The organism is Natronorubrum bangense (assembly GCF_004799645.1).
GTDB lineage: Archaea > Halobacteriota > Halobacteria > Halobacteriales > Natrialbaceae > Natronorubrum > Natronorubrum bangense.
In genome coordinates this window covers 2776272-2797582 of the sequence record NZ_CP031305.1, presented here as the reverse complement: position 1 = coordinate 2797582, position 21311 = coordinate 2776272, and the positions used below count along the sequence as shown (strand labels likewise).

The window sequence follows — 21311 nt, the reverse complement described above, 5'->3', positions numbered from 1 at the left end:
TCCACCCTCAGCAAAAACGCTAATTTGCATGACTAAAGGTACTACGTCAGTCGAATTTGAGGGGCCGCACTCGCTCCAGCGAGCAAAGGATGTCCTTAGCAGCTACGACTTAGGAAAGGTTGAGAAAATCTCAATTGAAGTAGAAGAGACATTTGAAGATGAAACAGAAGATGCTACCAGCGATGAGGAAAGTACTAAAGAAGATGATGACCGAGAGCTGAAACAGATTCGTTCGGGGACAAATCATCACAAAGTTCTCTCGGCTGTTAAGCAATTAGAAGATGATGGTGCGGTATCTGGCAACGAAGTCTACGAGAAGTCGAACGATATCAAAGAGGGATCGGCGTTTGCATCCTTATCAAAACTGTATAAGCGTCGTTTGGTAGATCGAGAACGAGTTAGTGATGCGTCTGGGAGCCACTATGTGTACGAAATTACGAACTATGGCGAAGCAGAGTTAGACCGAATTGGGTTATACTAAAAGTCAAGAGATGGCTCTGTGCTGAACAAGAAGTGTATTAGCGGTACTTCTCAATGAGCGATCGGAGATCGTCTGCTGCCTGCTCATTCTCGCGCCGCTCGTAGTGCGCTGCCAGCGCCGTCAGGTCAGCAATGGGTATGTAGCCATCGGGGACTTCGGACGGCTCCTCGGTCGTCTGCTTGCCTTCTCGCTCTAATACCTTTTCGTCCGAGAAGTCGTCGGGATCAAGGTCCAGATCGAACTTGTCACTGACATCCTCGATGCGCTGCTCGTCGAGATCGGGGCCAACAGGAATACGAATGCCAGCAGTCTCGAGATCGGCGTCCTTCGGATGCACACTGTCATCGATCCGGGACAGGTGAACGGAGAGGCCGTGTGTGCCTTTGAATTTCTCACCACAGTATTTGCACAGCAGCAGCTCGTGATCGTACTCTTTCGAGGTCGGAACGTTGAGTGTCAGCTCTTTTTGTCCAACCACTTCGAGGTTCTCCTTGTCCTGTTCCCACGTTTCTGGGACATCTTTGTGGCCGCCGTGGGCCTCGTCACTCGATCGGTAGACGTGAAGGTAGAGGCCTCGAGAACGCTTCTCTTCGCCGCAGTACGGACATTTGACGAGATCCTCGTCGTGTGTATGTTGTTGGTATTTGGCCTTCTCGCTCTGGTTCCCGCTCATTATACGTGTGTCTTCACTCTACGATACAATAAGCGTTTCTTAGAAAGTTTTCCTTATGACTTAGGAATTACATTATAGGAAACACTTATTATGACCTCAGCGAATTGTATTGGGGAGAGAGGAAAACTGGCTCTCTCGCCTTTCGGGGTCGGAATCCCCGGCGGAATCCCACCGCATAACGTCCGCACTAACACTCTCTACAACTTCTGTTAAGACGACAACTGGTCCACGAGTGGTTCGATTCCACTATGTCGCTTCCGAGCCTTAGCGCTCGGAGTGCCAGCGTAAGGCACACACCGTAGTTACCGCTTGGTTTGGGGAAACCACGCGCTCGTGGGGGTCGGCCACTCGCCACCCACCACGTTCTGAATCACCTATTCTTTGATTAGGGCCTCAAAATCGTCTACCTCATCGTACTGATCTTGATAGACAAGGGCAGCTTTGCCGAGAGATGTGATCTCATATAGTCCAGACCGCTTTGCGGGGCCGATTTTGGATGTCAATCCATAATCTTCGAGAATCGGGAGTCGGGTATTAATATTCTTCCGGGATTTTCCGGTATGATGCTTCAGATTTGTCGCAACGTTTCGTCCCGTCTCCTCGAGTGCTTCGAGAATTAGAAAGTCGGTAGGCTGTCTGAGTTTCATGTTTATGTGATGTTTTTGTTCGTATTTACAGCTATATATTGCCAATCTATAATTACCAAAAAATATTGTGGGTAGATACTTCGGGGTTCAAGGCCCATATCCGGTTCAACTCCGGCTCGAGGTCTGAGGGTGGTGACACAAAACAGAGACACACCACCCTGTCCGCATAGTCCATAAGAAAAATAACATAAGAAAAACATAGAGAGAAACTTCATTACATGAACTCGAAATACAGCGCATTCCAGTCCAACACCAGCACTACCAGCACCACCAGCACCAGCAGCGGCAGCGACGACGGCTACGACCGCGATGCACAACTCAAGTGGAAGCCGAACGCCAGCTTCCGGGGCGTCCTCGACTCGGTGTACGCAGGCGACAACAAATGGGGACAGTCGCTCGGTGTCAAATTCACTGATGGCAAGCTCGTCGACGGTGTGCTGATGGAGCGGTTGGACGAGAGCGGCGAAGCTGATGGTACGCTGAAGTTGTTCGCCTGGGAGCAGATGCCTGTCATCCTCGACAAGAACCTGTCTGCTGATGACGCTCCTGACGTCTTCACGGAGGAGATCGTGGGTAAGACCTACAAGTACCAGCTCGTGGGTGCTCGAGTCGAGGGCGAAGAAAGCAGCGACCCAGAAGATACCATTGATTTTGGCGACTTCATCATGTGGGAAGACGGTGGCAAGAAGCCATCGTCCACTGCAAAAGTGCTTGCTCAGATGCTGACGAACCTCGGTCGTGATTCGATCGTTGACCGCAACGACATCATGAACTGGTTGGCCGTCAACCGGATCGAGGCACGCGAGGATCTGCTTGGCCGAGAGCTTGAGGTGTTTAAAATCGTCAAACAGGGCGATAAGCACGACTTCCACAGTCCAGTGGTGATTGACACCAAGACCGGTGAACAGGTTCGGATCGGGAACGGGGGCAGCTCGCCTGCTTCTTCTGAGTCTCAAAGCAGTTCTCCAGAACCCGCCACGAAGGAGTCGTCTGTAGACACGAGTGATTTGGTGTCCGACCTTCCCGAACCAGTTGCTGACTTCATTGAGTTCTGCCAGGACTTCGGTCTCACCGATGAGGATCAGATTCGGACGAACCTCACCGAGATGGCAGAAGAGGATGGAAACTCGCTGACCGGTGAAATGGTCGACGAAGTTGGCGAAGACGAGATCGTGGCGACGATCCTCGAATAGAAGCGACCCCTTCCCAGTTTGAAAATGCATGAAAGCGGTGGGAGAGAGACAGCGAGCGGCACACTTCATGAAATTAAAAGAACACACAGTTAGCTACGGTCGCAAAGTCATGCTCCAGCAGTACGAGCCGATTGATGTCCACGAGAGCGTTACCGTCCAGTTAGAGGAGGGCGATGATCTCGAAGAAGTGAGCGCTGAACTTGACACAGTAATCCGCGAGAACGTGGAGCGCCGGGTCCTGAAGCGCGTCCTTCAGAAGAAGATGGAAGACGAGAAGGACGATGACTGAAACTGAGAAACCAGAACTCTTCCAAGTACTTCAGGCAGCGCAGGACGGCGGATTAGTTGGCGAAGAAGAGACTGCATTGACAGTCTTCACGGCAATGATCCGTGGCGGCATGGTCATCATGAACGGCCCCTCGCGGGTCGGAAAGACCTTCACCGTCACGCGAATGAGTCGGGCAATTCCAGACAGCGATGTGTACGAAATGTCGACTACAATGTCGCCTACGGCATTGTACTACGCCGCTGATGAGATCAACGCCTGTCGGGTCCATATCTATCAGGACCTGGCGAGCCTTCCTGACCACATCGAAGGCGTCCTAAAGGCGAACGCCGAGGGGCTACCGGCCTCTCGAGAAGTCACCGACATTACGTCCGGCGACACGGTTCGCATGACGATCAATCCCCCAGACTGTATCATCGTGGGGATTGCGAGCGATAACGAGAAGATCGATCTCAACGACTACCCCGAGCTGCGAAATAGGGGCCTGATCGTCTCGTGTGACGCCAGCCAGGAACAGACCGAGCGTATTCTCGACAGTCAGGCTGACACGCTCAGTGGACTGAAGAAAATGCATCTGACTCCTGAGCAGCTGGCTGGTATTCACGAGTACGTCAAGGACATACCCATTTCGCGGTATGCTCGAGACGACTCTCTGGGAACCATTCTAAATATCCCTGGTGGTCGCCCACTTCGCGAACAGGACCCAGTTCCGACGCACTTCACGGAGGCACGTGACGACTACATGAGGCTGAACGACTTCATTGAGTCCGTCACGCTGTTCCACTACGCCGATCGCATGGAGATCCTGCATGACGGTCAGCCCGCGTTGTTGGTTACACCAGCCGACGTCTGGCACGGGATGCGGATCTTCGGGAATCAGATGATTATGTCGGCACTCAACCTCAAGGAGATCGACAAGGTGATTCTCGAGTTCCTTCGCGAAGAGAAGTCGGCGTTCACGGTCTCGAAGATTCAGGCGAAGATCCGTGCTGACGGGTACAACGTGACCGATCGAGATGTCCACGGTGCGCTGAAATCGATGAAAGGGAAGGCGTACGTCGACGTGAATCAGGCAGATAACCCACAGACGTGGTACGCAACGGGATTCGCTTCTGTTGTTGACCACCCGGCTGCTGTGGACTACCAGGCGCTCGTCGATCAGACTGAAAAGATTGCTCGAGAGGTTCTCCCTGCCGGAGAAGCGGAAGAGTACATCTACCGGTTCTGTCGCGGCGAGGGGCTGATCGTCACCGATCCGATCAACGGCGAACAGGTGAACATCGCTGAGGATACCAGCTTCGCCGAGCAGCTTGAAGAAGCCGAAGAAGAACTCGAGGATGTATTGAACACGCCTCTGTGGGGAACTGATGAGTCCGAGAAGGCGGACGACGAAGAAGAAAGGGAGGAAAATGAGATCGAACTTAGCGGCGACAGACCCCAGAGTGCCGCTGAAGCTGAGGCGACTGCTTTCGAGACGGTTGAAGGCAGCGAATCCGGTCAGGGAACACTGCTGTGAGCATGGATGAGCAAAGAATTGACGTCAGCAATTGGCGTCTGGTGTTCGACATATCCACGCCGAGTAACAGCTCACCAGCGCGAATGCGATTCACCGGTTAAGATAGCAGCACAGTTGAATAACGCAGAAGGAACAGACATCCCCCGTTTGTGAGCGTGTATGGCTTCCCGGACGGACATACGACGGACGGCGCGATACCAGCCATTGATACGCTGTTCATTGACTTCGACATACCGAGCGGCGGCGAGTACCGCAGTTCGGACCCAGACCCACAAGCGTGGTATCGGGATATGTCGGCGCTCCTAACCCGTGTGAGGGAGGTCTGCCGCCTTCTCGAAACAGAAGGTTCGGCGAAACACTTCCGAGGTGCACTGTCGGGACACAAAGGCGTCCACCTGTACTTGGATTTCCCCGTACTCGATTCCCAGGAAGGGACGATGCGCCAGTTCAAGAGCGGCATGAGAACGTACTCTGACGAGCTAATCTCTTATCTCGAGTCAGAGACGTATCTTGATCTGGAGCCGTGGGTGGACGTTGACAGTAGCGACTTGGCCCGGCTCTGCCGGATGCCAAATACGCTGCATCTTGGGGCAACTCGAGCCTTCAATGAAGATCGGTACTGCGTTCCCGTATCGATCAGAGAACTTGCCAATATCACGCCTAACGAGTACGTGAAGCTCACTCGTTCACCGAGAGTTGTACCGGAAGACTGCCACCGTAATCCGTCCGAGAAGGCGGCCTCAATTCTTACTCAATATATTCGAGAGGCAAGCAGCGGACACTCGTTCAGCTCGAGTAACTATGATCCGAAGGCAGTCAAGCGGTACGAGAAGGAACAGAACGAGAACATTACGATCGACGACTTGCCCTTCTTGATGCACGGAAAGCCGTGTATCAGTGGATACAGAGACCGAGCTGATAAATTCAGCTACGGGGCGGCAAGTCACGCGATGGAATTAAACGTCATCGCCCATCTCACTGCGAAGAACGTCCCGGTCGACGTGATCGTGGAGTTGTTTAGCGGCGACGATGAGTTCGATGAAGCATATACCCGAGAACAGATCAAGAAGGTCATCGCACACAATTACAGCGAGTTCAATTGTGAGACGATCAAGGAGCAGGCTCCGATGTTCTGCGGGGAATGCGATTGTGAATATAATAGCGAACCCGAGATAGAAGCCACTCGCGAATAGCGCCCTTCTCGCACATCTTCGCTATCACTACCTACACCTACATGAGTTACAACTTAACACCAGCACAGAGATCCGTCTACGAGCTACTCCCCGCGACCACCGCAGAGGTGGCCGACGAGTTGGGGATCTCCGAATCGACGGTGAGAGACCACTTGCGGGCTATCAACGCAGAGATTCCACTTGTGAATCGCGACGGTGTTCGATACCCAGCGACTGAGCTTCGAACGCTCGAGTCGCATCCGACGAACTACAACCGCCCGGCGAATCACGCTTCGAAGTCCGCACAGTCCAAAGCAGCAAATGCTCACCTTGGTGAGCTGAACGACCGCCTCGTCCGGTTGCTCAACCAAAGCCTCCCAGCAATTGCTGACGGTGGCCTCGAGTACAATCCCAGCAACGAAGATGTCGTAATTCACCGATCTGACGACCACATTGGTGCTGTCGTTGAAGACGAGTTCGGCAACGTGGTGTTCAACAAGGACATTGCTGCTGAGAGAATCCGGTCGGTCACTGATTCGGTGATGAACCTGATCGATCGGGAAGAGAAAGCCGATCGGAAGTTCGATACCGCTCATCTATTACTGGGCGGGGATACGGTGACTGGAGAAAACATCTACAGCCACCAGCCCCACGAGATCGATCTCACGCTCGACGAGCAGATCGACTTGGCCTGCGAGCTGTACCTCGAGCAGATCCGTCGTCTTTCCGCCCGCTTCCCGAGCGTTCAGGTGGTTTGTCAGCCTGGAAATCACGGCGAACTTCGTGCAAACGGGATGAGCCAGATGGCTAACGCTGACCAGATCGTCTACATGATGCTCGATCTCCTGGTCCGTGAAAGCGACATGGAGAACGTCACGTTCATTCGATCCGGCCCGACCGGATTCGTGAACTTCGAAATGCGCAACGGCAAGCATCGTGGACACCTGCGCCACGGACAGAACTGCTCGGCCCACATCGGAACGCCCAGCGCCCAGAACAAGTGGCGCGGATGGCAGATGCAGCATCAGTACGACGTCGCCTACCGGGGTCACTACCACGAGTTCAAACTGGAACACGTCATGAACCGTCCTGTTCTGATGTCTGGTTCGATCTGCCCACCGGGTGAGTATGAAGAGAGCCTGAGTGTGTGGAGCGAACCGGCGGCAACGATCCACGGCGTGACCGACGAGTACTCGCTGGCATGGCTGTACCCAGTACAGTTTGGACACGAACAACACAGCAAGACCGTAGATACAGAACTTCTGACTGCTGGTCTCTAAGACTCACTACGTAAGAGCTATTATCTACCACGACATGAAGACTATCAGTGAATCCAGTAAATCAGGAATCGAAGCAGGAAAAACCACCACGGGGTCGGCACTATGAAGACCGACAACGTGGCCGTTCGGGAAGCGGACGGAGTGTTCTACGCCTACTATATCGGCGAGGATGCCCCGCTTCTCGATACGGTAAGCGCCACTCGAGAGGGTGCAATCAGTGCTCTCTACAAAGAGTGGAAGCAGTTCCGTCGTGTGGTCGACGGGTCGGTCGAGGCACACGAGGTGTCTCATGGGTGCTGACAACCACTCGACCTCTATTCCCACTAATTTCGAGGAGGTCGAAGGTACGCAGCCCAGTGAAATTGAGACGAACACCGGGGATCATCGGGTCTACCATTTGTGGATCGCCGAGGTTCCCGGTGCTGATCTAACACCCACGTACATCTACATTCGGGCAGATTCACTGTCTGAGGCGTGGTTGAGAGCGCAGCACATTGGAATGACGTTCGGTGTAGTTCATCCTGCCCAGGTTGAGCTGCACCCCGTCGAGCTGTACGTCTGAGAATACCCCCTGAGAGAAATCTACCTAACCCTAAATCGAAAATGCACGTTGACCGACGCAACACCCGAGCGGACCACTTCGCAGTTACCGATGTTGACCTTCGCGGCGATGGAAGCCCCATCATGCTGTCGCTACCCGGTGGCACGGTCGTCTCGAAGACGATCGAGTACACGACCACGATGTGTCCAGAGTGCGAAGACCACGAGGGAGAGAACACGATTGCGGCCTGGACTGACGATCTTGGAGATGAAATCTGTCCGATATGCGGATTCATCTGCAACGGGAACCGCAAGCAGATGTGGCCAGAAGACTTCAACTTCGGATCTCGAGGCGGATTTGAGGGAATCGATGCGCCCGCTCTGAACGACGCGGCACCGATGTACCCGTCTGCCATCCCAAGCAGAGATGGTGAATCTGAGGGAACGGTCGGCCCAGAATACGGACACCACTAATCTAAGACTCACTATGTTTGAGAAGCTCCAAGGTCTACTCGGAAAGGAATCGGTTGAAGAAAGCGTCTCCCCAGCAGACATTGCCCGAGACATCAACGCACTCCATCAGTCGATGGATGAAATGAAGCAGTACTCGCTGGACACAATGACCTGGCTTGCAGATGAGCAAGAACGTCTCGAAGAGGAAGGTGAGACCGAGATCGCCGAAGAGCTTGACGATCTCATGCTGTACGTCCAGACCGTATTCCTTCGGATCGAGTACGGGGATCAGTCCGTTCGGCCAGACGCAGAAGAGAAAATCGAAGAGGCTGGTGAAAGCGTCGACGACGTTCTCGAGGCTGCCAACGATTCCGAGGGGAGCGAATGACTCGATATGTTCGGGAGACTCACTGTTACAGTGGTGATGGTTTCGACGTTGATGGACACATCATCGAGGTGCTCAACCATTCGGAGCTACGTAGCAGCGTCACGGTACTGGTCGAGAAGGCGGACCCACAATTCGTTGTTGAAGAGACCGCCCCGCTTCCCGAACGAGTAAGTGACGACACTCAGGAGTCCCCTCAGAAGCTGATCTTCTTCTGTAACGCAGAAACGTCAGACGGAGAGCAGTGTACCAGGGAAGTTGAAGAGTGCGGAGATCGCTGCTGGCAGCACACGCTGGAGAATGAGGAATGAACATCATCGTTCTTTCGTTCCTTGCAGCACTGTCTGTCGGCCTCCTCGTCGGTGTACTGTTCACCGTCCTTGACTTCCCAATTCCCGCGCCACCAACGTTTGCTGGCGTCATGGGCGTAATTGGGACCGTTCTCGGACTGTTCCTTGGACACCAGATATTGCTCCGGGTGATCGGGTGACTACCTCGATTCCGTGGAGCGATGTGAAGACGCTGAATATTGACTTCGACCACACGATCACGGATAGGACAACCGACGAGTACCTGCCACCCTGTGAGCAGGAACCGAACACTGATCTGATCGAGAAGCTGCACGACGCCTACTACGACGGGAAGACGATCATCGTCTGGACGGCCAGACCGTGGTCAGACGCCTCCCAAGTCGCCGGTATGCTGACGCTGTGGGGAGTTCCATTCCACGGTCTCATGATGGCGAAGGGTGGCTCCGATATGTACGTGGATGATAAGGCCATGCGACCGTACGAGTTCGTCGATCAGCCGTCAGAGCGTGATGAAGATCAGTGCCGGTTAGATGAGCTGAAATAAGCGGATAGCTCCCCGTAGCGCATGAAAAGGAGATGAAAGAGGGAGTGACCACTACAGAGAGAAATGCCAATACAAGAGATACACGAACCAGAGCCAACGCCAGATACAACGTGGGCCATTTGGATTCTCTACCCCGGTGTAGATGAAGACGATAAGCCGACGAAGTACACTGGCGTTGTAGACGTACTGAAACTCCCGAACGGGACAATCAAAATAGCACACCACGACGGCGTGGTGTCAGAACGCGGAGGAGAGATCATACGAATGCGCCAAGAGCACCTTGACTGACAAAAACATGAGTGACAACCACAAGACGGTAACTGAAATTCTGGAAGAGAGCGCGGAAACCTACAAGATGAAGAACGCGGACTATGGCCGTTCTTGGCAGAACATCGGTCACGTCCTTCACACGCTCGCTAACGAGCAGCCAGTCGTTCTCAAGACACCAGAAGACTGGATCGCAGTCGGGCTATTCACCCGACGCCTGGACAAGATCGCCCGCAGCTTCAACATGGATCTACTCGATCATGATCCGAACTTCGAAGCGGCGACCGATGCCGACGAAGACGAGTCAGTCTACGCTGCCATGCAAGCAGAGAACAAGTACGACAAGCGGCGGCTGGCAAAGAAGGCTGAGAAACACGTCTATGTCGTCGATCCCGAGCGCACGGAATCTGATCCGACTGCTGAGTACGAAGAGGAGGACGAATCATGAGCGCCGATCTCGATCAGATGATCGCTCGCGTCGACGAGCAAATCGGTGCGAACATGGCTGTTCTCTCTGTCTACAACCGATCAAAAGCCGATCGTGATTACCGAGCGTTGACGTTCGAGAAGGCGACCGGCGAGGCATTGCTGTGAGCGTTCACAGAATGTCCTCGGCCTTCAGTAGCCAATATCCGATCCCCAAAATGCCGACTGTCAAAACTGGTAGCAGCAACGGAATCAATGCCCAGTTTATCATATCAAAAATATACCGGGTATGCTGTATTAAATCACCAGGGTGGGGGGTATCCCGAACATATTCAACCGACGTGGAGGCTGGGTGATGACCTTCTCGAACCGAGAGGTGCTCGTTGAAATTCTGACGCACGCACGATCGCAACCTCGGTGCGTCATTGAGTTTACCACCGACGAAGATGGTGAGACGACGGTAGCCGACATCACGAGTCACGTAAAGCAATTAGAGGAAATGAACTGATGCACTGGATTACGTTTGACCATCCAATTGAAGGATCGCCCGTAGGATTCCGAACGTGGATCTACGACGATGAGACCGTGGCAGTGAACCCGGACGACTTGATGCTCGAGTGGGCTATGGGTTCCCCCGAGTATCTGGATGAGATCATAGAGTCACAAGGCGATGAGTCTTGGAAGGAGACAGCAGATGCCCGATCAGAGTGACGTGCTCGGGGATCTGCGCGAGAACGCCGCCGATGGCGAGTTACCGTACATATCGAAGTCGCGTGTAACGACATACAAGACGTGTCCACGTCGCTTCTACTATCAGTATGTGCTGGGGCTTCGGACCCCGGATAACTACTACACGAAGCGCGGTCGGCAGGTCCACAAAGCGTACGAGTTGTACTACGAGAACCTTCTCGAGCACTACGCCGACACCGGGGAGATCCCCGAGGATCTCACTGAGTTGTTGCCCGAAGACGTGTCGTTGTGGGCTGACTGGATCGAGCCGTACATCTCGAACTTCATAATGTTCGAAGAAGCGCGGCGCGAAGCAGCTCCCGACGCCGAGTCCTTCCTACCAGTTGGAGTGGAAGCGGAGGGGTGGGACTGGGAACAGGCACCGCCGCTCATGGGTTACGCTGATGTAATCCTGAATGCCTCGAGTGTACCTGAAGTACAAGCCGATGAAGGAGTCGTAGTCGTGGATTTCAAAACTGGGAAGACACCAGACAAGAAGTACCGCGATGACGGGATTTTCTTGGAAGGAGAGTACTACAGTATGCTTTTTTCGGATGACTGGGACATAGCAGCGGTTGCCGGGTACTTCCCGATGAACGACGACTTCCTCGTCAGCGAGTTGAATGCGGAGCGCCGTTCTCGAATCAAGACGTATATCGAAGAGATGACCACGGGAAAGATTCGCGAAGACTTCCCCATATGTGAACAGCCATTGTGTAAGTGGGGAAAGGACGACGACCAACAGTGCGATTTCTACTCCATCTGTAGTTCGCGTTGGGGGAAGTTCGACGGACCCGGACCCACCTACGACTGAGAGGAATATGAGCCAAGTACAACAGACCCTATTCAGCGACAGCTATAACGATTCACACAGACCGCTTCTGAAGCGGTTACGCATAGTCGACGTCATCACGACGGTCAATGGAGGCACTGACACAGCGTATGCCGCAGCTCGCTCTGGCGTCATTATCGGAATACGATCGAACTACCGCCGACCACCGAGAGACGTGTCCATTGATTTCGTTGACTGGCCGTTCACAGAAGTAGAGAGTCCCGACGACGTAGAAGCCACCTTTGAGAAGCATCTCGAGGTAGTAAAGAGAGAACGTCCGAAGTACGCAGTAGCACCAGATATTGACGAGAACGTTGGTTACACCGAGGCAATCCGCTACGCTGTGCAGCTCGACGAGTACTGCGAGACCGTGATCGTTGTGCCGAAGAGCATTCATCCGCTGGACGTTCCCGATCGGTTCCGTGTCGGTATGCCGTGTCAGGAACGGTTCGGTGGAACGCCACACCCCTGGAGCGAGTACCGCGATTGTCGCGAAGTTCACGTCCTGGGTGGCCACCCAACGAAGCAGTTCCAGACCGAGAAATACTACGTTCCCGTTCGCTCCGTAGATACGGCTGTGCCGATCTCGAGGGCACGCTGGGGCGACGTCTGGTCGTTCTCCGACCGGAAGTTCTTGCGACAGAATCGCGGCTATTACGGTAGCATCCAGCGGAGCTTTGGGAATATCTGGACTGAGTGGAATGGAGTGGATGTCACGCTTGGTCGACGAGAGAGAATGAGATACAGAAAGCCCGAAAGTGCCTATGATCCCGCCCCCTTCCCGGACGAGACCCTGCTCGCACCCGGTGACGATGTTCCATTCCCAGGTCGCGTGTGGCATATGGAGAATTAAACTATAGAGAACGTGACTGTCTGTATTAGCGGCAAGGTTATTACCAATAAAAATCTATTGGTGTCAGTTACTGGGGCAACACGGGGTTATGGGGACAACAGTAAATGACCGGGTTGCTCTGGTACGTGGATTCCCTATGGACAAGCGTAACTACACTCCACAGATCAAGGTGGCAGAAACCGATCAGTTTCCCTTATCGCCTGGTCTTGCAGGGCTGTTGAAGGAGAAGTGTTGCTCTGAAGAGCCTGATGCACGCTACAAACATGTCCGACTCGATGAAGATGGTAACTGGCAGATGGACGACCATCTGGAGTGCTATCTCTGGTATCCTGGTAGCCCGTTGCAGTCGTGCTTCTACGAGGTAGTCGAACACAGAATGTGCTGTGGCGAGATCAAGCCTGTTCGCGAGTACTATCAAGTTGAGTACTATCGGATTCCGAACCTCCTCGCGAATTTCAACTCGAAGGAAATCAGGGGTGGCCATGCCTGGATTGTCACGCAAGTGAACAACATCCAACTCGAGGAATGGTACAGAGCGAACGGCGTTCTGGACTTCTCTGAGAGTGTTCTCGACGAGATACAGAATCAAGAAAAACAAGAGAATGGTAAAACTATACGTAACGAATGTAACAGCAGCATGGAACGAAAAACGAAACGAGCAGACGATTAGGTTACACGGGCGGGCGGCGGATCGCGGCTACGAATCGATTGAGATTTTCGGGTTTTCACCACACTTCTACGCGCCCACGCACGAGATCGAGAAGCTGGGCCGCACGCTGTTCACACATCAAGAAGTGACTGGTGTCGAAGAGTCTGGCTACGAATCCCTGTTTGGTGACGAACTGGGCCGCATTGAGGTCCGTAACCACTGGGATGTCAACGAGGTTGCGAGCCTATTCGACGAAACGTTCCAGACGGACCCCTACCTGACAAACACAGCACGGGTAGAATGGGGGCTGTTCACGGGCGTTGAAGCGCCAGCATACGAAGTTCACTACAGCGAACTCGAGTCGGTTGACTTCACGGTCCCGACCCGCGTCATGACGTTCGACATTGAAACGGACGATCGTGGCGAGTTCCCTGAACTGGGAGAGCGAGCAATTCTCTCGATTGTGGCTCACGACAGCTACACCGACGAGACGATCGCCTTCGTTGATCTCGCGGGTCGCCCCGTAGAAGAAGCGTTCCCGAACGGGAAGCCGGAGGGAGTCGATGCCGTTCACTACGACAGAGACGAGAAGCGAATGCTGATCCGCTTCGCCTGCTGGGTCAAAGAAATCTGTCCTGACGTCATCACCGGGTGGAACATAGAATCGTTCGATATGCCGTATCTTCTCGCTCGGATGGATGCCTTGGACGTGGACACCGATCGGATGAGCCGAGAGGGATACGCTCGAGTGACAAAGCGTGGCCACGCCAGGATGAAGGGCCACAGCATTCACGATATGCTGATCGCCTACAAGTCGACGAAGCGGGGCGAGCTGCGCTCCTTCTCGCTCGATGCAGTGGCAGAAGCCGAACTTGGCGAGAAGAAATTGGACCACAGTGGGGAGTCGATCTACGAGATGTGGTGCGACGATGTGGACAAGCTGATTCGTTACAACGCGAAAGACGTTCGCCTCGTCGTGGAAATTGACCGGAAATCCGGTGTGCTTGACTTCAAACAGGCACTGCGTCATGAGATCGGCGTCGATCTCGAGGGAACGACGGCTAACCACGAGTTCATCGACATGATGGCGCGGCGCAAACTCCACGAAAAGGGACTCATTGCGCCGGACGCGAAGCACGTCGAGAAGGACGAGAAGTACGAGGGAGCGTACGTGTTCCCGCCGTACACGGGAGTGGCCAAAAACGTGGTTGGGATGGACCTGTCGTCGCTGTACCCGATGACGATGGCCATGCTAAATGCCAGCCCCGAAATGGTGCTGCCGCCAGGAAACCACGAGGGACCACACTCGATCGCCCCGAATGGCGCTCGCTTCTCGCTCGAGAAAGATGGCATCCTCAAAGAGTTAGTTGACGATGCGATTGACCTGAAGGCCGACTACAAGGAGCTACGTGACTCATACAAAGCTGGCACTCCCGAATACGAAGAATACAGCGAGAAATATGATGTAAATAAGACAAAGACTAATTCTGTCTACGGCGTTTCGGGGTGGCCTCGCTTCTTCCTGTACGACGAGCGCGTTGCAGAGGGCGTCACGACGATGGGACAGGCAGTCATCAAAACCACTCAGAAGTACATCAACGAGCACACCGAAGGCCAGGTGATCTACGGGGATACGGATTCAGTTCCAATGAACGAACCAATACTCATCCGAGACGAGAATGGGAGCATAGATATTGTAGAAATTCAGGAACTTGACGGACGCGACGGAGACGTTGAAGTCTGGACTGAGAAGGGATTTACTCGCGTCAAGCGTGTCATCCGAAAACCGAACCGAAAGAAACTCTACACGATTCGCACAAAGAAAGGAGTCGTCCACGCCACCGAAGACCACTCGCTTGTTCGAGCGGATGGTTCCGAAGTGGAACCGGGAGAGTTGCAAGAGGGTGAGTCCCTACTACATCGAAACGTCTCTGACGCTTCAACCGATGTACAGACGGACCTTTCACTCGATCGGGCGTGGCTGTATGGGTTCTTTTGTGGCGACGGTTCCTCCGGTGACTACGCATACGATCACCCCAAGAACACAGATTGGGATACTCGAAAAACGTCGTGGTCCCTGAATAATAATAACCGAGAACTATTGCAGCGGGCTGCGGTGGCGCTGTCGAAAGAGTTTGGGGTCAATTCACGGATAAACGAGACGTTGGAATCCTCAGGGACGTACAAACTTCAGCCTTCGAACAATGGCAAGAGGGGGGCGGGGTCAAATGGTATGCTTCCATCACTGGTTAAACACTTCAACGAAACGTGCTACACCCCGAGCCGACAGAAACGCGTTCCACAAGATGTTCTGAACGGTGACACACAGGCAATCCAGGCGTTCCTTGACGGATATATGGCCGCCGATGGACACGTCGGATCGCGCTACTCAAAACGGTTCCATGAGGCCGACACGAGGCATCAGCCGCTTGCGTCGGGGCTTGTGTTCTTGCTTCAACGGATCGGATATACGTTCAATATCAACGTTCGGCAGGTCGAGCGTGACGGCGGCGTGACCGAGTATTATAAGCTCCGGTGTCAGACGAGTCACCGTGGCGACCCGAACGAAGTGAAGAAAATTGTTGATTACGAGTACGACGGAGAGTATGTTTACGACTTGGAAACCGAGAATCATCACTTCCACGCTGGTGCCGGGAACATCATCGTTCACAATTCAAATTACGTGAAGTTCTCCAGCGACTGGTCGAAAGCGGAATGTCTCGAGAAGGCCGCTGAGATAGCTGAGAAACTCAACACAGAAGTGTACCCGAAGCTTGCCGAAGAGCACGGAATCCCTGCCGCCGACAACCGATGGAACATCGAAGTGGAAGCGTACATGGAGAGGTACTTCCAGGCGGGCAAGAAGAAGCGCTACGCCTACCTCTGCACCTGGAAGGATGGCAACGACTGCGACCCGAAGGTGTCGATCACGGGCTTCACTCGCAGCGACATCTCGATGCTCACGAAGGAGTTACAAGACGAGATCCTCGAGAAGATCCTCCACGGTGCGACCGAGGTAGAGATTGGCCAGACGATCTACGAGGCCGCTCAGGAGATAACACCTACCGGTGCTGACCTCGAGCGCCTTGGTATCCCCGGTGGTCTCTCGAAGCCGATCGAGAACTACGCCTGGACGGACGGGACACCGAAGGCAGCTCACCCGAGGGGCTGCTGGTTCTCGAACGAAACCCTGGGCACGAACTTCGGTAGCGGATCGAAGCCGAAGCGTATCTACACAAAAGTGTACAGAGTGGATGGGTTTGAACACGAAATTGACGTGTTGTGCTTCGATGAGCCTGGAGAGCTTCCAGACGACCTCGTACTCGATACACAGCGCATGACGAATACAGTCATCGTGAATCCGCTCGGGAAGATTATCGAAGCGGTGGATGTTGACGTGGATGCCGCAATCAAAAACCAGCATCAAGTTGGTCTCGAAGCCTTCGTCTAATGACATTGTACTGTGAACGCTGCTCCTCGAGTGACAACATTAGCCGGTTTACACATTTCCCAGACATGGAAGACGAGTTCCTGTGCTGGGAGTGTCGCTGGCCGATTATCGAGAAGCGGCTCCATCCAGAACGATTTGAAGAGAAGGCCGCCCTTCTCGAACCAAAACGAGAACAAAGCAGTCTGAGCGATTTCGTGAGCTAAGAACATGGAAACAGCATGGCGAGTCGAAGAACCCTGCCCTCGATGTAACGATGACAGTGATGTATGGGTGTTCGAAAAAGATGAAGGGGAGAGGGTGAAGAAGTGTTATACCTGTCACTCGTGCGGCTGTGAGTGGTCAGAGATGACGAAACGTAGCTAACTAAAACAGAGCGACTTTATTTAGTAGATACCAGATGCCACGATTCACGGAAGGCGACCGCGTTCGGGTGGACATACCGAACGAGGCAGACCCAGATCACGATCGCTACCACGGTCGGCATGGGACTGTCGTCGAGATATTAGAAGATGATGCAGCTGAGGAGACAGGTCGAGAACAGGACGCCTTCTTGTTCAGAATTGAGTTTGACTCTGGTGACACAATGGACTTTCGAGGTCGGGATTTGCGACCGCCCTTAGACTGACGTCAGGCAGTGGCTCTATCTTCCTCTTTTTGTTCTGCTAACTCCTCGTATTTGTTGAGAACCATCTCGAGATATTTGTCATCCATCAGTCGAGGATTCTGCACTTGATAGAAGTCCTCTAAGATGAACGCGGTCTGTTTGCGATTAAGACCATACGCATGGAAGGCAGCTGCATCCAGCTCTGCCTGTGTTTCCCGACGCTCAGGTTCTTCGATGACCGGTTCAATCCCACCCAGCCGTTCTTGCATCTCCTCAAACTTCTCTCCGTAGCAATTCAGACGAGCTGCGCGAGTCCAGATATGTTCAAACCACTCATCTCCCTTAGTAAGCCGAGGTACTTGGGATTCAACAAATTTATATTTCTGAATATGTGTGTTAATCTTCGTTCTCATTAGATAATCGAATGGTACACTGTTGATTAGGCCAAGAGCAGCGAAGAGTGATTCGTCAGTAAATATTCGATCGTACACGGAGTGTAGAGGTTCACTTGAGAGGTCATCCTCGACTGGGTTAATCTCGTATGGCCGTATTGTATGAAGAGTATTTGTGCAGACAACTTCTGGAGGAATTACGGATGCGACGATTGTCCGTTCGTTACTAAATTTAGTAATATCGCGGAATACAATTCGATATTCAGTACAGTCGAGAAGGACATCATCTTCGGAGAGTTCACTCCCACGATGATCCTCGAGTAGATTATTAACGAATTGTACCTGCGAACCACTTCCATCGAATGCCGTAAAGAGCGCCTTCTTTAATTTCCGTTTATTCTTTTGACGGATACGCGCCTTTGCGCTCAACTCAGAATCTACCTCCTCCTCAACACTCCAGAACTCGGGGGGTTCGACGTCAAAGAAAGTGCTATCATAGATAAATTGGTATATATTGCTTCCTTGATAGACTGGATAGTCACCTTTCGATTGATCTTCAACGAACCGGTCGGTGTCATTTGTCCGGTGTAGTTCAGCGTACGGTTTCGCATACCAGCAATCCTCTTGCTCTTCTCCAATTGGTGGGTACTGGACAATAGTGTCCAAGACTTCAACCTCCTCCTGCGATTGAAGCTGAGGGAAGATGCGGGCTTCTGGAGAGTATTCCCGGAGTGCCTGTCGGGTGATTCTAAGAGCCTTATTCTCAAAATCACCCAAGACATCCATCCCAACCTGCTGAAAAATCCCTTTGAGTTCATCAGTCCTTCCAGAGTTTTGGAATACAACAACTCCGAAATTAAATTGGTCATGGATCTCTGGGAATACGATTCCTTTGTTTTCAAATGTTACTAAGGACTCAATCGTAGTTCCATCTAAGAGATGAGTACGGAGATCTTTGTTTGCAGCTCCACCGAATACCATGCCGGGAAGTACTTGTGATACATACCCTCCCTCTTTCGTGAGTTGGAAAATCCGTTCAAGGAATAATGACGAGAGATCATTTTCAGTGCCCTGGGTTGTTCCACCAATAGTCGGTTTTTGCATTTGATACTCGCCAGACTTGTGAAAATATTCTGTGACAACTTCAATTTCGTGATTGTACTGTTCCCACCCTTCGTTAATCTCGGGGTCATCGAGAAGAACAGATTGTCTCTGTTCCTTTTCTTCTGGTAACAACGATGGGAACTCTTCATCGTATCGGACAAAGTAATCGTCTCGTGTTGGCCGTAGTCTATCCCAAGGTGGGTTGCCTACAATGACGTCAAATCCTCCATCAGCGTATACTTCAGCAAATTCCAGTACCCAATGGAAAGGGGTGTAGTTGTCAAGATCGTCTTGGGTAACATTTTCAACAACATCTTGGAAGTCGTTGAGAATGTCATCGTCAAGTTCTTCACGATATTGCTCCAGTAGTTCAAGCGCGTTCTGGCGGTGCTTCTCAGATTTCTCAGGGAAAGCTTTGTACTCCTCATAGAGTTCGATCTCTTCAATTACGTCTTCATAGCGAGAACGAACGCTGTCCTCCGTCCACCGCTCAAAGGTTGAGAGGCCGTCCTCTGTCTCCTCTGGGAATCCTACATATCCAATGAGAGAGTTGCCTTGCCGAACGTTGAATGTAATATTGGGAAGTGCTAATTCCTCAGTGTTTAGTTCTTCAACGTCTGCTTCCTCAAGTTCGGCGATGATTGAGAGCCAAAGTCGGAGCTTACCGATCTCGACCGCAGGTTCCATAATGTCAACCCCATAAATATTATTCTGAACAGTAGTTCTCTTCACCCGATGTCTATTAGGATACTCTTCCGTCTTCGCCCATAATTCCTGACGTATATTGGTTATCTCCTCAACAACAGAGGTGAGAAAGTGACCACTCCCCATACTGGGATCAACTACATAGAGTTCGTCTATATCAGACAAGAGCCGAGTGATTAAGTTGGTAGATCCTGGCAGATCATCGATCAGCTCGTAGATGGTTTCATACTGATTGACTTCAGCTTCTGGCCAATCTCGCTCTTCGATAAGAGTTTCCTGAAGCTGTTCTTTGAGAGCAGGGCGAACCGTTTGTTCGGCACTGAACCGTGTGATCTCCTTAGGAGTGTAATATGCACCCAAATCGGCGTTCTGGTCGCCAGGATCAGTAGTCAAGTAGTTAATTGTCTTCTCAAACACCGATCCCAGTACGCTTGGGTCAATATCCGTAGGTCCACCGTCGGTAGAGAATTGGTATTGCTCCAGTAACTCGATTATAGACATCAGCACACTGTCCTGAACATCGAACTCACGCTCGTCAACATCGTTCTCAGTACCCAAATCTGGCCGGAACAGACCTCCGTTCAAATAGGGAATATCGTTATAAAATTCGATGTTTTCAACCTGTGCCGATCTATCTTCTTCCTTCTTGTTGAGAACCTCATAGAACAGCGGGTCAAGGTACGTTTTGTAGAGGGACTGTGGGTGGATGCTCGGGTCGTAGGTCTCAGCAAGCGTGCTTAGGAGTCCCGGCTGAACAATACGTTTGTCTTCAAGGAATTTGATAAAAATCAGCCGATTCATTAAGTCGACAGAGAACAGACGAGTGTCGTCACCCGTTGCATCTGGGGGCGCGTCAACACCATCTCCAACGAGACTCCGCGCTCGGCGCTCCTCTTCGCCTTCAGCAACACCAAAGACATACTTGATATAGTCGTCGTAGAACTCGCCAGTGATTTCCTTCTGTTTACGTTTGATAACTTCCTGTGCATCATCAATGATTGAACAGAAGTTCTGGAAATCAAATGTCCTGATCAGTTCGGCAATCCGTTCACGGTCTTCATCAGAGACGACTTCAAGAGGGGGATCTTGGCGAGTCGTCTGGTTCTCATAGAGAGTACGGAAGACTGGTTGAAGATCGACTCTGCTAATAATATTATGAGTATATGAGTCTGGGTCATATCGGACAAAAATCCAGACAAGTCCATCGGTCGCAAAACCGAAATCAGACTCAAACTCACGCTGGCTAAGCCACGACTTTACTTGGTCGAGACCATGACCTCTTCCTTCGAGTCTCTTTTTTAGAGGCTCGGCCTCGATCAAGAGCCGAGATGAATCAACACCAGAGATGTCCCGAAGAGAGACTGCATAGTCAGCTTGCTCTCCTCGAGTAGTAGAGAAGCTCCCTGCTTCATACCCATAATCCTCGTACCCGAGTTCATCCAGTAGAGGTTCGATCACACGATCCTTGGTAGTTGGCTCAGGATCAAGTCGATCTTTCGTATACTTGGTCTTAAGAACATACTCTCCCCGACCACGCGAGAAAGTTTCATCGAGAATATCATCGTCGATCTGATCGCGAAGATTGCGAACTGACTGCGCGATGGCCTCAATGATTCGATCTTCATCTTTTCGTGAGACCTGTGTCTCGAACTCCTCTATATCAAACTCTGGTTGAAAGCTCTCTTCCGACATTCTCTGATCCCCCTTTTCGAGTCAAGCAAAAAGAAGGTATGCTTATTGAGTTTTCTTAAACGCAAATTCACGACATCAAAGTCTGGGAGACACTAAGGTATTTTGAGCGCATATCAGATCATAAAC

The 21311-nt window shown here is 52.2% G+C and carries 23 protein-coding genes and 1 pseudogene; 21 read left to right on the top strand and 3 right to left on the bottom strand.

What is annotated here, in order from left to right:
* The first annotated feature begins 28 nt into the window (after positions 1–28).
* Positions 29–481, top strand: a complete 453-nt coding sequence (locus DV706_RS13895) for a hypothetical protein (protein WP_006065688.1) — start codon at positions 29–31, stop codon at positions 479–481.
* 37 nt (positions 482–518) lie between these two features.
* Here the strand turns inward: DV706_RS13895 and DV706_RS13890 are convergent, their stop codons facing one another.
* Positions 519–1154, bottom strand: a complete 636-nt coding sequence (locus DV706_RS13890) for a hypothetical protein (RefSeq protein ID WP_006065687.1) — start codon at positions 1152–1154, stop codon at positions 519–521.
* Between the two features lie 380 nt (positions 1155–1534).
* A pseudogene (locus DV706_RS13885) lies at positions 1535–1801 on the bottom strand (ArsR family transcriptional regulator); the annotation flags it as partial.
* A gap of 218 nt (positions 1802–2019) precedes the next feature.
* Between DV706_RS13885 and DV706_RS13880 the strand changes: the two are divergent.
* From DV706_RS13880 to DV706_RS22430, 20 genes are all read left to right on the top strand, one after another.
* Positions 2020–2994, top strand: a complete 975-nt coding sequence (locus DV706_RS13880; RefSeq protein ID WP_006065685.1) for a hypothetical protein — start codon at positions 2020–2022, stop codon at positions 2992–2994.
* A 67-nt stretch (positions 2995–3061) separates the two neighbouring features.
* Entirely contained in the window at positions 3062–3283 is a 222-nt protein-coding gene (locus tag DV706_RS13875) for a hypothetical protein (protein ID WP_136350895.1), read from the top strand.
* On the top strand, positions 3276–4796 hold the full coding sequence (locus DV706_RS13870) for a hypothetical protein (RefSeq protein WP_006065683.1): 1521 nt from the start codon (positions 3276–3278) through the stop codon (positions 4794–4796). The genes DV706_RS13875 and DV706_RS13870 overlap by 8 nt, the downstream gene beginning before the upstream one ends.
* A gap of 149 nt (positions 4797–4945) precedes the next feature.
* Entirely contained in the window at positions 4946–5989 is a 1044-nt protein-coding gene (locus DV706_RS13865; protein ID WP_006065682.1) for a hypothetical protein, read from the top strand.
* 41 nt (positions 5990–6030) lie between these two features.
* Positions 6031–7248, top strand: a complete 1218-nt coding sequence (locus DV706_RS13860) for a hypothetical protein (RefSeq protein WP_006065681.1) — start codon at positions 6031–6033, stop codon at positions 7246–7248.
* Between the two features lie 102 nt (positions 7249–7350).
* On the top strand, positions 7351–7548 hold the full coding sequence (locus tag DV706_RS13855) for a hypothetical protein (protein ID WP_006065680.1): 198 nt from the start codon (positions 7351–7353) through the stop codon (positions 7546–7548).
* Complete coding sequence (locus DV706_RS13850) at positions 7538–7810, top strand: hypothetical protein (protein WP_006065679.1); 273 nt, start codon at positions 7538–7540, stop codon at positions 7808–7810. Before DV706_RS13855 ends, DV706_RS13850 begins: the two co-directional genes overlap by 11 nt.
* A gap of 41 nt (positions 7811–7851) precedes the next feature.
* Positions 7852–8262 carry a hypothetical protein gene (locus tag DV706_RS13845; protein WP_006065678.1) on the top strand — a complete coding sequence of 137 codons (411 nt, stop codon included), beginning with the start codon at positions 7852–7854 and terminating at the stop codon, positions 8260–8262.
* 13 nt (positions 8263–8275) lie between these two features.
* On the top strand, positions 8276–8629 hold the full coding sequence (locus DV706_RS13840) for a hypothetical protein (RefSeq protein WP_006065677.1): 354 nt from the start codon (positions 8276–8278) through the stop codon (positions 8627–8629).
* Positions 8626–8937 carry a hypothetical protein gene (locus DV706_RS13835; RefSeq protein WP_006065676.1) on the top strand — a complete coding sequence of 104 codons (312 nt, stop codon included), beginning with the start codon at positions 8626–8628 and terminating at the stop codon, positions 8935–8937. The genes DV706_RS13840 and DV706_RS13835 overlap by 4 nt, the downstream gene beginning before the upstream one ends.
* Entirely contained in the window at positions 8934–9116 is a 183-nt protein-coding gene (locus DV706_RS13830) for a XapX domain-containing protein (protein ID WP_006065675.1), read from the top strand. Before DV706_RS13835 ends, DV706_RS13830 begins: the two co-directional genes overlap by 4 nt.
* Before the next feature lie 23 nt (positions 9117–9139).
* The gene (locus DV706_RS13825; protein WP_006065674.1) at positions 9140–9481 is read left to right on the top strand and encodes a hypothetical protein; all 342 of its coding nucleotides are present in this window, start codon (positions 9140–9142) and stop codon (positions 9479–9481) included.
* 295 nt (positions 9482–9776) lie between these two features.
* Complete coding sequence (locus tag DV706_RS13815; protein ID WP_006065672.1) at positions 9777–10196, top strand: hypothetical protein; 420 nt, start codon at positions 9777–9779, stop codon at positions 10194–10196.
* Positions 10193–10342, top strand: coding sequence for a hypothetical protein (locus tag DV706_RS21485; RefSeq protein ID WP_161569803.1), 150 nt, complete (start codon positions 10193–10195; stop codon positions 10340–10342). The genes DV706_RS13815 and DV706_RS21485 overlap by 4 nt, the downstream gene beginning before the upstream one ends.
* 339 nt (positions 10343–10681) lie before the next feature.
* Positions 10682–10885: a hypothetical protein gene (locus DV706_RS13810; RefSeq protein WP_006065671.1), complete on the top strand. Its 204-nt coding sequence runs from the start codon at positions 10682–10684 to the stop codon at positions 10883–10885.
* Complete coding sequence (locus DV706_RS13805) at positions 10869–11717, top strand: RecB family exonuclease (protein WP_006065670.1); 849 nt, start codon at positions 10869–10871, stop codon at positions 11715–11717. Before DV706_RS13810 ends, DV706_RS13805 begins: the two co-directional genes overlap by 17 nt.
* A gap of 7 nt (positions 11718–11724) precedes the next feature.
* Positions 11725–12588: a DUF6610 family protein gene (locus DV706_RS13800; protein ID WP_006065669.1), complete on the top strand. Its 864-nt coding sequence runs from the start codon at positions 11725–11727 to the stop codon at positions 12586–12588.
* A gap of 136 nt (positions 12589–12724) precedes the next feature.
* Positions 12725–13258, top strand: a complete 534-nt coding sequence (locus DV706_RS13795; RefSeq protein ID WP_136350893.1) for a hypothetical protein — start codon at positions 12725–12727, stop codon at positions 13256–13258.
* Entirely contained in the window at positions 13191–16688 is a 3498-nt protein-coding gene (locus tag DV706_RS13790; protein WP_136350892.1) for a DNA polymerase domain-containing protein, read from the top strand. Before DV706_RS13795 ends, DV706_RS13790 begins: the two co-directional genes overlap by 68 nt.
* A 397-nt stretch (positions 16689–17085) precedes the next feature.
* On the top strand, positions 17086–17313 hold the full coding sequence (locus tag DV706_RS22430; protein ID WP_006065665.1) for a hypothetical protein: 228 nt from the start codon (positions 17086–17088) through the stop codon (positions 17311–17313).
* A 2-nt stretch (positions 17314–17315) separates the two neighbouring features.
* On the opposite strand, the gene DV706_RS13780 is transcribed toward DV706_RS22430, so the two are convergent.
* A complete protein-coding gene (locus DV706_RS13780; protein WP_006065664.1) occupies positions 17316–21185 on the bottom strand; it encodes an Eco57I restriction-modification methylase domain-containing protein in 3870 nt (1289 codons plus the stop codon).
* Between the last annotated feature and the right edge of the window lie 126 nt (positions 21186–21311).